This is a genomic window from Rhizorhabdus phycosphaerae, assembly GCF_011044255.1.
GTDB lineage: Bacteria > Pseudomonadota > Alphaproteobacteria > Sphingomonadales > Sphingomonadaceae > Rhizorhabdus > Rhizorhabdus phycosphaerae.
Window position 1 is genome coordinate 4,177,965 of record NZ_CP049107.1, and the last position, 12,363, is coordinate 4,190,327.

A 12,363-nucleotide genomic window follows, 5' to 3' on the forward strand; every position below is an offset into this window, starting at 1 on the left:
ATGGTCCTGGCGGAAAGGAAGGAAGCCAAGCTGGCGCAGGATCATAATATCGCAGCGTTGCGGCGGCGGGCATTGCGACGCCTGCCCGGTCCGATCTTCGATTATATCGATGGCGGCGCGGAGGATGAGATTGCGCTGCGCGAGTCGGTCGCTGCGTTCGATCGCGCCAGGCTGTCGCCGCGGATGATGGTCGACGTCTCGACGCTCGATACGAGCACCACATTGTTCGGCCGACGCATTCCCTTGCCGCTGATGCTTGCGCCGACCGGTTTGACCCGGCTGTTCCATCCCGAAGCGGAACAGGCCGTGGCGCGCGCCGCCGATACGGTCGGGCTGCCCTATTGCCTGTCGACCCTGGGAACGATGACGATCGAGGAACTCGCCGATCCTGCGGGGGCGCCACGCCTGTTCCAGATCTATATCTTCCGCGACCGGGGCCTCACCGAGGAGTTCATCGCGCGGGCCAAGGCAGCTGGCTATGACGGCCTCGTCCTGACAGTCGACACGCTCGTCGCGGGCAAGCGCGAGCGCGACATCGTCAATGGGCTGGCGCTTCCGCCGAAGTTGACGCCCAGAAGCTTCCTGAGCTTTGCGGCCAAGCCGCGCTGGTCGCTGCCTGCGCTGTTCGGGCGCAAGTTCGACTTCGTCAACGTCGCCCACCGCGTCGCGACAATGACCGACAAGCCGGTTTCGCTGGCTGCCTATGTCAACGGGCAGTTCGATCGCTCGTTGACCTGGCGTGACCTGGAATGGCTTGCCTCGAAATGGGGTGGTCCGCTGGCGGTGAAGGGGATCATCCGCCCCGAGGATGCGACGGCGGCGCTCGACAGCGGGGTGGATACCATCATGGTCTCGAACCATGGCGGACGGCAACTGGAGACTGCGGTAGCGCCGTTCGACGCTATCAGCGCGATTGCCGATGTAATCGGCGGGCGGGGCACGATCATTTGCGATGGAGGCGTCCGGCGCGGCGCGCATGTCGCCAAGGCCCTTGCGGCGGGGGCGCAAGCCTGTTCGATTGGGCGCGCCTATCTCTACGGCCTCGCCGCCGATGGCGAGCGCGGCGTGACGACGGCGATCGATATACTGCGTGAAGAGCTGGAGCGGACGATGATCCTCGCCGGCATATCGTCGTGCGCGGAGTTCAACCGCAGCCTGCTTGCGTCGGTTCAATGACCGCCGGGCGTGCAACCTTCGACTTTACCCAGTGGCTGAGTGCGGAGGCGCGCGCGGCGCTGGCGGCGGCCGCGCGGGTTCGCCGTCTGCAGGCCGGCGCGACGATCTACGCACAGGGCGATGCCGGCGACGAGATGTTCCGGATCGTCAGCGGGGTCGTGCGCCTGTCGGTGATGCAGCGCGACGGGCGCGAACTGCTCTATCAACTGTTCCAGCCGGGCGACAGTTTCGGCACCAGCACGATCGTCGACGACGAGCCCCGGCCGCAGACTGCCGAGGCCTATGAGGATGTCGAACTCGAAGTCTGGTCGCGCAGGACGCTCGACGAGCTTCGTCGGGTCCATCCTTCGCTGAACGATGCGCTGCTCCGCCTGCTGTCGCGACATATGCGGCTGCTGAGCGACTATTTCGCGGGCTTCGCCTTCGACGAACTGTCCTGTCGGCTCGCCCAGCGGATCGTCGATGCGATCGACATGTTCGGCGTGCCGGTCGCGGGCGGGCACGCTTTCTCCCGATCGATCAACCAGGGGGAACTGGCGCTGATGGTCGGCGGAACACGCCAGTCGGTCAACCGGGTGCTGCGCGATTTCAAGCGGGAGGGGCTCGTCACGACGCGCGGCAATGCGCTGATCGTGACCGATCTGCCAGCGATGCGGCGGATCGCGGCCCAGGGCTGGAAGCTCCGGCGTTTCGATGCCTCCGATGACGACGCGCCGAAGCATTGAGGGAGAAGGACGGGATGGAGATGGCGATGTTCGGCGAACGGCCTCTGGCGGGACGAACCGCCTTCGTGACGGGCGCGTCGGCGGGGCTGGGGCGCCACTTCGCAAAGCTGCTCGCGGCAGCCGGCGCACGACTTGTGATCGCGGCGCGGCGCGGTGACCGGCTCGAAGATGTCCGCCAGGAGATCGAGGCGGCGGGTGGGGCATGTCGCTGCGTCGTCGTCGACCTCACCGATATCGACGCGATTGCCAGCCTCGAAGCCGATCTCGGGGAGGTCGACATTCTCGTTAACAATGCCGGCGCGTCGCGTGCTGCCATGGCGCTCAAGGTTCGGGAGGCCGACTGGGACATCGCCTTCGACACCAATCTCAAGGGGCTCTTCTTCCTGTCCCAGGCCTTTGCCCGCGCGCGCAAGGCGGAGGGGAAAGCGGGGGCGATCGTCAACATCGCGTCGATCACGGGCCTGCGCCAGGGCGTCGGCCTGCTTCCCTATCATGTGTCCAAGGCGGGGGTGATCCAGCTGACCAAGACGCTGGCGCTCGAACTGGCGCCGGCCGGCATCAGGGTCAACGCCATCGCGCCGGGGTCCTTCCCGACCGAGATCACCGCCGGCTTCTGGGAGTCGCCGGCGGGCCAGACGATGATGGCCCGCATTCCGCAAGGGCGGCTCGGCGAATTCGCTGATTTGGATGGGCCGATGCTGCTGCTAGCGTCGGAGGCCTCGCGCTACATGACCGGCTCGGTAATCGTCGTCGATGGTGGGCACAGCATAAGCGGCTTGTAAGGCGTGTCCGCGCTGAAGGCGATTGACTTGGGATACCGACCGGTAGATATATATTATCACTGGTATAGTTCCGCTGGAGGGGGCGGATTTCTTGGATCCCGCGCTTGTTCGCGGGCATGGAGACAAGACGTTGAGCATCAGCACCGCACGCCCGATTTCCTCCGACATTGTTGATCGCGATCTGCTCCGCCGCGGCGTCGACGAAGCCAATATCCCGGCACTTCTCATGTGCCTCGTCCAGTTGACCGGTGACGAGAAGTGGCTGGCCAAGCCCTATGCCCCCAATCGCGGCAAGGGTCTGGACGACAATGACAGTGGCGGCCTTTCGGACGAGGTGCAGCGCGAGATCCGCGATGCCGCCTTCGCCGCTATCTCGGCCTGGGTGGACGGCAAGCCGCTGGCGGTCGCACGTCCGGCCAATGCCGATCTCGCGCGCATGCTGAGCGTTGCCATGACCGAGGAAGTGCCCGCTGAATATGGCGATGTCGTCGCCTCGTCGCTGGGGTTCGATCCGGCGCCTTCACCGGTCGCAGCGGCGCGCCCGTTGCAGGCGATCATCATCGGCGGCGGCATTTCGGGCATGGCAGCCGCGATGCAGTTGCAGCAGCGCGGCATTGCCTATCGCATCTTTGAGAAGAACGCCGAGTTCGGCGGTACCTGGTGGGAAAACCGCTATCCGGGTTGTGGCGTCGACACGCCCAACCTCACCTACACCTTCGCCTGTCGCCCGAACGACTGGAGCAAATATTTTCCGCTCCAGGAAGAGATCGAGCGCTATCTGCTCGATACGGCCCAGTCGTTCAATCTCTATGAGAATGTCAGCTTTTCGACCATTGTCGAGAAGGCGGAGTGGCAAGCCGACGCGAACCGCTGGCGGGTCGTCGTGCGCGGGCCCGATGGCGTCGAGCAGGAGCATTTCGCCGATATCGTCCTGAGTGCGGTGGGCATCCTCAACATGCCGCTGATCCCCGAGATCAAGGGGCTGGACAGCTTTACCGGACGGGTGGTGCACACCTGTCAGTGGCCCGACGACCTCGATCTCAAGGGCAAGCGTGTCGCGGTCGTCGGCAATGGCGCTTCGGCGATGCAGGTCGTGCCCGCGATCGCCGACGAAGTCGCCGAGATGACGATCTTCGCGCGCTCGAAGCAGTGGGCCGCGCCTTTCCCGCAGTTCCGCAAGCCCGTGCCGGACGGCGTGCGCTATCTGATGAAGGTCTTCCCGCTCTATCGTGGCTGGGTCGAGCAGCGCCTGTCCTGGACCTTTAACGACCGCGTCCACGGTACGCTGTTCCGCGACCCCAACTGGCCGGCGCCCGAGCGCGCGGTCAACGCGATCAACGACGGTCATCGCGAGTTTTTCACCCGCTATGTCCGGCAGCAGCTGGAGGGACGCGAGGACCTGATATCGATGGTCCTGCCCGACTATCCGCCCTTCGCTAAGCGGATGCTGCTCGACAATGGCTGGTATCGCACGCTGCTCAAGCCGCATGTCGAACTGATTCCCGAGCGCCTTGCCGAGGTGAAGGGGGCGACCCTGGTCGCGAGCGGCGGCAAGGAAGTCGAGGTCGATGTCCTCATCCTCGCCACCGGTTACCAGGCGGCCAATGTGCTCGGCTCCTATGACGTGATCGGGCGCGAAGGCCGCGTGCTGCGGGAATATTGGGATGGCGACAATGCCGCCGCCTATCTCGGCACGCTGGTGCCCGGCTTCCCCAATTTCTTCATTCTGCTGGGCCCGAATGTCGGTTCGGGCCATGGCGGCAGCATGATCCGCAACATCGAGAACCAGGCGCATTATGCGATGAGCCTGATCGAGACGATGGTGGAGAAGGGCGCCAGCGCGGTCGAGGTGCGCGAGGACGTCTACCAGGATTATGTCAGCCGGCTGGATGCGGCGCACGAGAAGCTCGTCTGGACCCATCCGGGAACCGAGAACTGGTATCGCAATTCGCGCGGCCGGGTCGTCGCGATCACGCCGTGGCGCAACGATGCCTTCTGGCGGATGACGCGCAAGGCCAAGGTCGAGGATCTGGTTCTCGATGGCGCGCGCGCGACGGCCGGCGAAGAATTGACTGCCTGACCGCGCAGAAGCGCGGCGGGCGGGGCCGGCAACGACCGGCCCGCGAGAGGATGACCGAGGAGGAGCATGTGGAGGCAGTCGCCGTCGTCGAACCGTTCGATCCGTCCATTCCGGACCTGATCACCGATCCCTATCCGATCTTCACGGAGATCCGGGAGAAGGACCCGTTTCACTGGTCGAAATTCGGCTATTGGGTGGTCTCGCGCTACGATCATGTGCGCGAGGTGCTGATGAACCGGAAGGATTTCGGCACCGGCGATTTCATCGCCAACCTCAAGCTCTTCTACGGCCCCGACTTCGACCCGATGGCCAATTCGGCTTATCGCTGGCTGTCGGAGGTCTTCATCATGCAGGACCCGCCGCAGCATACGCGCATCCGGGGCCTGGTGACGGGATCGCTGACGGCGAAGCGCGTGCGGGCGATGGAGCCGCGCATCCGCGAGATCTGCGCCGAACTGACCGACGCCTTCATCGGTGACGGCCGTGCCGACCTGATGACCCAGTTCGCCTATAAGCTGCCGGTCATGGTCATCTGCGACCTGATGGGCATCGATTATGGCGCGCCCGCGATGGACCGTCTGATGGCCGCTATCCCGGAGGCCTTCGTCGCGTTCGAAGCGCGCAAACTGACCGAGGCGGAACTGGCGACCGCCAACCGCGCAGTGGACGATCTCGACCGCTATTTCCTCGCCGAGTTCGAGGATCGCCTCGCCCACCCGCGCGACGATCTGCTCACCGCTCTGGCGCAGACCGGCACCATGCCCGATGGCCTGTCGATGCACGAGGCGACGACGGTCGCGATCGCGCTGTTCGGCGCCGGCTTCGAGACGACGGCGAACATCATCGGCAACGGCCTCTACCGGCTCCACTGCCACCCCGATCAATGGGCGCGCCTCGTCGAGGCGCCCGCCGCGCTCGCCGCCTCGGCCAATGAGGAAGCGCTGCGCTATGAAAGCTCGCTGGTGGCCGCCTATCGCACGGCGCTGCACGATACCGTGATCGACGGCCATCCGGTAGCGCAGGGCCAGCGCGTGCTGACGCTGGTCGGCGCCGCCAACCGCGACGGGCGGAAGTTTCCCGATCCCGATCGGTTCGACATCGGGCGAGGTGCTGCGGATCATATGTCCTTCGGCGGCGGCATCCATTTCTGCGTGGGGGCCGAACTCGCCCGGATCGAGGCGCGGGTCGCCTTCGAGCATATGGCGACTGTGTTGCCGACGATGAAAGTCGACCTGTCTTCGGCCGAATGGCGCGACAATTTCCTGTTCCGGGGCCTGCTCCGCCTGCACGCGACGTGGTGATCCCGCAGACCATGCGGGCATTGGCGGGCGACAGCCTCGACGGACCCGAGGTCTTTTCGCTGCGAACAGTGCCCGTGCCGCAGCCCGGAGCGGGCGAGCTTCTCGTCAGGGTGGAGGCAGTGAGCTTCGGCTATGTTGACGGCCTGATCGCGCGCGGCCTTTACCAGCTCAAGCCAGCGGTGCCTTATGTTCCTGGCGCGGAGATCGTCGGTCGCGTCGTTGCTGTCGGGCCGGACGTGACGGGCCATGCGGTCGGAGACCGCGTGGCCACGTGGCAGCTCGCGCGGGGCGGTGGGGCGGCGGACTATGCGCTGCTGGATGCTGGTTGGACCGTTGCGGTGCCTGAAGCGCTGGATGCTGCCGGGGTGGCCGGCATGATGCTCGACTATCTCACCGCTTATTATGCTTTGGTCGATCGGGGCGGCCTGAAAGCCGGCGAAGGCGTGCTGGTCTTGGGGGCGGCGGGCGGCGTCGGCTCGGCGGCGGTGCGGATAGCGGCGGGTGCAGGCGCGATCGTCGTTGCAGGCGCTTCGACGGCGGCCAAACGTCGCACGGCGCTCGACTGCGGCGCTGCTGCGGCTATCGATTATCTTGCCGAGCACTGGCGCGACGCACTCCGTGCGGTGCAGCCGCCGAGGGGTGTCTCGGTCGTCGTCGATACCGTCGGGGGTTCGACCTTCGAGGCTGCCTTCCGCTCGCTGGCGAAGGGCGGCCGGCACCTCGTGCTCGGTTTCGCTGGCGGCGACATACCGCGCCTGCCGGCGAACCTGCCGCTGCTCAAGAGCGGTGCGCTGATCGGCGTGGATGCCCGCCATCTGGTCGAGAGCGATATCGTGCGGGCGAAGCAGATCTGGAACGAATTGCTCGCGCAGGTCGCGACTGGCGCGCTCGCGCTCCCTACCGTTCACGCCTTTCCGCTGGAGCGGTCGGGCGAGGCCCTGTCCGCGCTGCTCGATCGCGACAAGCCGGGCAAGATCGTGGTGACGATGTGAGGTCGAGGCCGACGGGTTTCCCCGCCGGCCTGCCAATGTACATGATCAGAAGTTGTAGCGCGCGCCGAGCTGGAACAGCCGGGGCGGCTTGTACGACACCTCGTTGCAGCCGCAGAACACGGCCAGATCGAAGCCCTGCACGCCCACCCTCTTGTCGGTGACGTTCTTGACGTCGAAGCGGAACTCCCAGGTGCGGTCAATCGTGCGCCAGGAGATGCCGCTGTTCAGGACGAAATAGGACCCGAACTTGTCTGCGTCGAAGTTGCGCAGATTGTAATAATAGCTGCTCGAATATTGGAAATCGCCGCCGATGGCGAGCTTGCCGCCGAACGCATCCCATTGATAGCGCGCAATGCCCGTGACCTGCTTTTCCGGCGCATAATTGGGCTTCACGTCGCGCGAGATCGGCCCGCCGACGCGGAACGGCACGTCCTTGACCTTGGCGTCGAACCAGGAGCCCGCCAGTGACAGGTCGAGACCGGGCAGGGGCGAGGTGTAGAACTCCGCTTCGACGCCATAGGTGCGCGCATCGGCGTTGATAACGACGCCCGACACGCCGGTGAACAGGAACGCCTGATAGTCGGAATAATCATAGTAGAAGACGTTCGCGTTGAAGCGCGTGTTGCGGTCGGGGAAGGTGTATTTGAACCCGCCTTCATAGCTGATCAGCGTTTCCGCTTTGTACGGGATGGCCGAGGTCGCGACGGGGAGGCCGCCGGACAATTGCGCGTTGAAGCTGCCCGCCTTCACGCCGCGGCTGATGCCGGCATAGAGCAGCAGGTCATCGATCGGGCGATATTCGAGCTGCACCTTTCCGGCCCACAGCGTCTTGCCCATCGTGTCGGCATAGGGTTGCGGTCCGTTGGCGCCGATGACCGGACCGATGAGGACCGGCGTGCCCTGGTGGATCTTGCGCGAGTCCTGGGTGAAATAGAGGCTCTGGGAGAAGAGATAATCCTTCTCTTCCCGGATAAGCCTGCCGCCGATGATGGCGGTCAGCTTGGGAGCGAAGCGCCATTCGACCTGACCGAACACCGAATAGCTGTCGGTTTTGAGGCGGGCATCCGAGGCGAGGTCGAACGGCGCGCCCGGCACGACGCTGCCGACCGGGAATTTGAGCCCGTTGTCGGAATCGGCGTCGATGTGGAGATAATAAAGGCCGGCGACCCAGTCGATGGTCGAGGACCTGCCGTTCAGGCGGAGCTCCTGGCTGAAGCTTTTCGCGTTCAGGCCCGCATAGTTGGCGGCCTGGTTGCCGGGCCCGGCATCGACGTCGATGAAGAGCAGCTTCTCATAATGCTTATAGTCGGTGATCGAGGTCAGGTCGACGGCGTCCGACAGCTCCTGCTTGATATTGGCATAGATGCCGTAGGTGTCGATCGTCCCGCTGTTCTTGAAGGCGAAGTCGCTCGACGTGCGATAGCCCGATCCGTCGGGATCCTTGTAGCCGAAGAAGTCGCCTCCTGCGACCGGACGGCCGAAGCTGTCTCCGAAGACGCCGTTATTGTCGATATCAGACCCGAAGTCCGATCCGTCGGCGGCGATCGCCGCGCGTGTCTCATTGGCAGCGGCGTCGACGACATTGACCAGTTCGCCGGCCGCGTTGAACACCGCGATGGTCGGCTTCTGTTGATAGGGGCCGGTGGCGATCCGAGACCGGGCGCCATTGGCGGCGATGGTGATCGAGGTGCGGTCGGTCGGCTCGATCAGCAGCGTCAGGCGGCCGGCGAGCGTGTCGTCGTCGCCCATGTTGGCGCCTGCGCCCGCACCGGGCGAACCGCCGACGGCGCCCGCCGGATAGTCGTTGCGCAGATAGGGCTGGCGCTTGTTCCAGACGAACGCGCCGCGTGCCGCGACCTTCTCGCTCAGCGGGCCGCCGATCGCGCCCTCAGCGCGGAACTGGCCCGGCGTGCTCGGGGAGTCGTACAGGCCGTAATTGACGTCGAGAAAGCCCTCGATGCCGTCGAAGCTCGGCTTGCGGCTGATATAATGGGCGAGGCCGCCGGTCGCGTTGCGGCCGAACAGCGTGCCTTGCGGACCCTTCAGCAGCTCGACCCGCTCGATGTCGAACACCGCGAAGGTCTGCGCCTGGGCGACGGCGATATAGGTCTCGTCGAGATAGGTGGCGTTGGGCGCCTCGACGATGTCGTTGAAATCATTCTGGGTAACGCCGCGGATCGTGATCTGCGTGTTCTGGCCTGCGAGGTTGCCGCTGATGTGCACACCCGGTGAAAGCGCCGCCAGGTTGGTGCTGTCACTGACGCCCAGCGTGCGAAGCTGATCGCCCGAATAGGCGGTGATGGCGATGCCGACGTCCTGCAGCTTTTGTTCGCGCTTCTGTGCGGTGACGACGATCTCCGTGCCGAGATCGGACTGATCGGCGCCCATGTCCTGCGTGGATTGAGCTAGAAGCGATGCCGGGCTGGCGAGAAGCGCAAGCGCGATGATGCTCGAAAGGCGACTATGTAATCTGTTCATTTCAAACCCCTTTTTATTGAAAAGACAACAGATCCCGTGGGAGGAATATTCTCATTATCTGCTTGTTTTTATTATATATTTTAAGTTTGAACTAAATTGAGGTGGTCGGTCTCCTTCGGCGTTGGTCGATGATCAGATTCGGAAGAGCGGGCCGCGATCAGCCTGGATATGGCGTGCCATGCGAAGCGCGAGCGCCAGTAGGGTGAAGGTCGGATTGACCCCGCCTTCGGTCGGGAAGGTTCCGCTGCCGGCGATATAGAGATTGTCGATCCCGTGGACCCGTCCGGTGGAGTCGACCACCGAACTGCGCGGGTCGGTTCCCATGATCGTCCCGCCGGCCAGATGCGCCGAGCCCATGGGCGTATGCCAGGTCTCGGTCGCCCCGCCGGCCTTGAAGATCGCGATGCCCTCGTCGCGCATCGCTGCCCAGAGCCTCTTGGCGTCGGCGGAAAAGGCATGGGTCATCCGCGCAGGCCGGACGCCCCAGGCGTTGCGGCCTTCCGCAAGCTCGACCCGGTTGTCCGGATGCGGCTCCTCCTCGCACATGCCGATCATGTTGGCCGCGTGCCGAACCGCCCGCCGCATGAAGCGGTCGAGATCGGCGCCGTTGAGGTCCATCCGAGCCGAACCCAGGCCGGCGAGATCATTGGGTTTTATCGACGGCGCGATAAGCCACTGGCGACTGCCGAAGGCGCCGGTGGTGGCGGTCTTCCCATAGCGGTCGTGGCTGATCAGATGCGCTCCGGTTACCCCGCGGTGCGGCTCGGTCTCATCCGGAAACAGGCCGAGGATCTGGATCAGCCCGTGCGTCATGACGTTTCGGCCGACCTGATCGGTCGCATTGCCCACGCCGGCGGGATGGTCGGCATTGGCCGAGTTGAGCAGCAGGGCCGGATTGCCCACGACCGATCCGGCAAGGATCACGAGGCGTGCGCGCTGCACAAGGCGACGTCCGTCTTGCAGATATTCGACGCCCGAGACGCGGCTTTTTCCGTCGGTCAGCACGCGCGTGACGGGTGCCGACGCTATCAGCCTTGCCCCGGCCGCCTGCGCACGGGGCAGGTGGACCGCCAGCGGATTGGCGAGCGCCATGATCGGACAGCCGGCGTCGCACCAGCCGTCATATTGGCAGGCCGGCCGGCCGCCATAGTCGACCGAATTGATCGCCATCGGAGCGGGCGCCGTGCGCAACCCGCTTGCCGCGAAGGCGCGCGCCAGCAGCTCGCCCTGCTTGAGCGGCAGCAAGGGCGGCATGGGGTAGGGATCGCCGGGCGGCCGCCAGCGCTCGGCGTCCGCATCGCCCGATATGCCGACCTCCTTCTGGAGCTCGTCGTAGAAGGGGCGCAGGTCGGCGTAGCGGATCGGCCAGTCATGCCCCCGACCATGGTCCGACCGCATGGTGAAGTCGGCCTCGTGCAGGCGCGGCCATGTACCATAATGGTGGAGCGCCGCGCCCCCGGTGCCCCAGCCCGTATTGAAGCCCAGGCCGACCGGATCCGCGCCGGTGGTCGCGACGGGCGGGCCGCCCCAGCGCAGGCGCCGCGACCAGATCTGCGAGCTGATCAGATCGCCTGCCCCATGGTCGGGGCCCGCCTCGAAGATCGTGACCGATCTTCCCGCTTCGGCCAGCGTCGCGGCCAGCAGTGCGCCCGCCGCGCCGCCGCCGACGATGGCAACGTCGATGATGTCGCCGGCGCTCACCAGTCGCTCTCCGGCTCGATATGGGGCAGATAGTCGACCCCAAGACGCTGGAAGCCGGCGCGCGTGCCATAGGCGATGTCGATCGCGTCGAGCCGAACGGCGAACAGGAACAGCCCCTGCGGCGGCCCTGCCCATCCGGCCACTGCATTGCCGCCGAGCTTGCCGAGAATCTCCGACCATCGAGCATCATCAGGGGCCGGCGCGGGGCCATAGGCGCGCTGTAGTGAGGCCAGCGCCGGACGATAGAAATCGGCATAGGGTGGCGACACGTCGAGATAGCGCAGGGCCAACAGGCTTTCGGCGTGCGGCACGGCGAGATGGTGGTCGACATAGGGTACGAGCCCGGCCGTCCGCGCGGGCGGTGCGATGGCCTCACCCAGTCCGCCGAGCCACGCCGCCTCGGGCGCGGACAGGACTCGGGGGACGGCACCGGCCGCCGCCGCCTGTGCCGGCGTCATCCAGCGGTTTGAGCCGGCAATCGCTGCGAGAACGAGGCCGCCGGTCGCCTTGATGACCGCCCGTCGCGTCGCCGCAGCAGAGGTCGGGCCGGCCATGGTCATCCGCCCCGCTGATGGGTGGAAACGACGCGGGCGCCTTGTTCGTAGATGCCGGACAGGATGTTGAGCGTCTGGGTCGCCTGGAGAAGCCGGTCGTCGATGCCGTTGACGACCTGCGTCACCTCGACGAGCAACTGCGCGCGCAGGGCGGCATAGCGGTCGGTCACTTCGCGGCCCTTGTCGGTGACGGTGTAGACCGCGTTCGATCGCCCGCCCGTCTGCTTGACCAGACCCAGCTTGACCAGCTTGCGCAGCGCATATTGGAGATTGGGGATATCGTCGCGGTTGGTGAGCCGGGCGAGTTCCTTCAGCGGTTTCGCCCGTTCGTGCAGCCGTACGACGTGAAGCAGCGCATTCTCGCTGCCGGTCGCCGTGAAGCCGCTCGACGCAGCGAAACACTCGCTCTGCCAGCGGGCGAATGCCTCGCCGACCCGCATCACCGCGAACTCCAGCTCGGTGACGTTCACCTCATGCGGCGTGCGCGCAAGGTGCCAGCGACGATCGAGCGGTTCTTCATGTTCAGGACCTTCCGCCATCCGTGCCCCTCAACAGCTGCGGCTTAAGTTCCAAA

At 65.5% G+C, this 12,363-nt stretch carries 10 protein-coding genes; 6 read left to right on the top strand and 4 right to left on the bottom strand.

Going from position 1 to position 12,363, the window contains the following annotated elements; genetic code table 11:
• The 6 genes from G6P88_RS19420 (at position 1) to G6P88_RS19445 (ending at position 7,056) form a co-directional block, all read left to right on the top strand.
• Complete coding sequence (locus tag G6P88_RS19420) at positions 1 to 1,176, top strand: alpha-hydroxy acid oxidase (RefSeq protein ID WP_165324670.1); 1,176 nt, start codon at positions 1 to 3, stop codon at positions 1,174 to 1,176.
• Positions 1,173 to 1,901 (top strand): Crp/Fnr family transcriptional regulator, encoded by a 729-nt coding sequence (locus tag G6P88_RS19425; protein WP_165324671.1) that lies wholly within the window; start codon positions 1,173 to 1,175, stop codon positions 1,899 to 1,901. Before G6P88_RS19420 ends, G6P88_RS19425 begins: the two co-directional genes overlap by 4 nt.
• 20 nt (positions 1,902 to 1,921) lie before the next feature.
• Complete coding sequence (locus G6P88_RS19430) at positions 1,922 to 2,683, top strand: SDR family NAD(P)-dependent oxidoreductase (RefSeq protein ID WP_206335824.1); 762 nt, start codon at positions 1,922 to 1,924, stop codon at positions 2,681 to 2,683.
• A 130-nt stretch (positions 2,684 to 2,813) separates the two neighbouring features.
• Complete coding sequence (locus tag G6P88_RS19435) at positions 2,814 to 4,763, top strand: flavin-containing monooxygenase (protein ID WP_226946647.1); 1,950 nt, start codon at positions 2,814 to 2,816, stop codon at positions 4,761 to 4,763.
• Between the two features lie 68 nt (positions 4,764 to 4,831).
• Positions 4,832 to 6,064, top strand: coding sequence for a cytochrome P450 (locus tag G6P88_RS19440; protein ID WP_165324672.1), 1,233 nt, complete (start codon positions 4,832 to 4,834; stop codon positions 6,062 to 6,064).
• Between the two features lie 11 nt (positions 6,065 to 6,075).
• The gene (locus G6P88_RS19445; protein WP_165325307.1) at positions 6,076 to 7,056 is read left to right on the top strand and encodes an NADPH:quinone oxidoreductase family protein; all 981 of its coding nucleotides are present in this window, start codon (positions 6,076 to 6,078) and stop codon (positions 7,054 to 7,056) included.
• Positions 7,057 to 7,101: 45 nt separating this feature from the next.
• Here G6P88_RS19445 and G6P88_RS19450 read toward each other — a convergent pair whose 3' ends face one another.
• The 4 genes from G6P88_RS19450 to G6P88_RS19465 form a co-directional block, all read right to left on the bottom strand.
• Positions 7,102 to 9,534 (bottom strand): TonB-dependent receptor, encoded by a 2,433-nt coding sequence (locus tag G6P88_RS19450; protein ID WP_226946648.1) that lies wholly within the window; start codon positions 9,532 to 9,534, stop codon positions 7,102 to 7,104.
• A gap of 132 nt (positions 9,535 to 9,666) precedes the next feature.
• Complete coding sequence (locus G6P88_RS19455) at positions 9,667 to 11,235, bottom strand: FAD-dependent oxidoreductase (RefSeq protein WP_226946649.1); 1,569 nt, start codon at positions 11,233 to 11,235, stop codon at positions 9,667 to 9,669.
• The gene (locus tag G6P88_RS19460; protein WP_226946650.1) at positions 11,232 to 11,789 is read right to left on the bottom strand and encodes a hypothetical protein; all 558 of its coding nucleotides are present in this window, start codon (positions 11,787 to 11,789) and stop codon (positions 11,232 to 11,234) included. Before G6P88_RS19460 ends, G6P88_RS19455 begins: the two co-directional genes overlap by 4 nt.
• 2 nt (positions 11,790 to 11,791) lie before the next feature.
• Positions 11,792 to 12,328 (bottom strand): helix-turn-helix domain-containing protein, encoded by a 537-nt coding sequence (locus G6P88_RS19465; RefSeq protein ID WP_165324673.1) that lies wholly within the window; start codon positions 12,326 to 12,328, stop codon positions 11,792 to 11,794.
• Between the last annotated feature and the right edge of the window lie 35 nt (positions 12,329 to 12,363).

What these genes read in the sequence shown, in the direction of transcription:
- G6P88_RS19420 (WP_165324670.1), top strand. Translation starts at nt 1, where the DNA reads ATGGTCCTGGCGGAAAGGAAGGAAGCCAAGCTGGCGCAGGATCATAAT.
- G6P88_RS19425 (WP_165324671.1), top strand. Translation starts at nt 1,173, where the DNA reads ATGACCGCCGGGCGTGCAACCTTCGACTTTACCCAGTGGCTGAGTGCG.
- G6P88_RS19430 (WP_206335824.1), top strand. Translation starts at nt 1,922, where the DNA reads ATGGCGATGTTCGGCGAACGGCCTCTGGCGGGACGAACCGCCTTCGTG.
- G6P88_RS19445 (WP_165325307.1), top strand. Translation starts at nt 6,076, where the DNA reads ATGCGGGCATTGGCGGGCGACAGCCTCGACGGACCCGAGGTCTTTTCG.
- G6P88_RS19450 (WP_226946648.1), bottom strand. Translation starts at nt 9,534, where the DNA reads ATGAACAGATTACATAGTCGCCTTTCGAGCATCATCGCGCTTGCGCTT.
- G6P88_RS19460 (WP_226946650.1), bottom strand. Translation starts at nt 11,789, where the DNA reads ATGGCCGGCCCGACCTCTGCTGCGGCGACGCGACGGGCGGTCATCAAG.
- G6P88_RS19465 (WP_165324673.1), bottom strand. Translation starts at nt 12,328, where the DNA reads ATGGCGGAAGGTCCTGAACATGAAGAACCGCTCGATCGTCGCTGGCAC.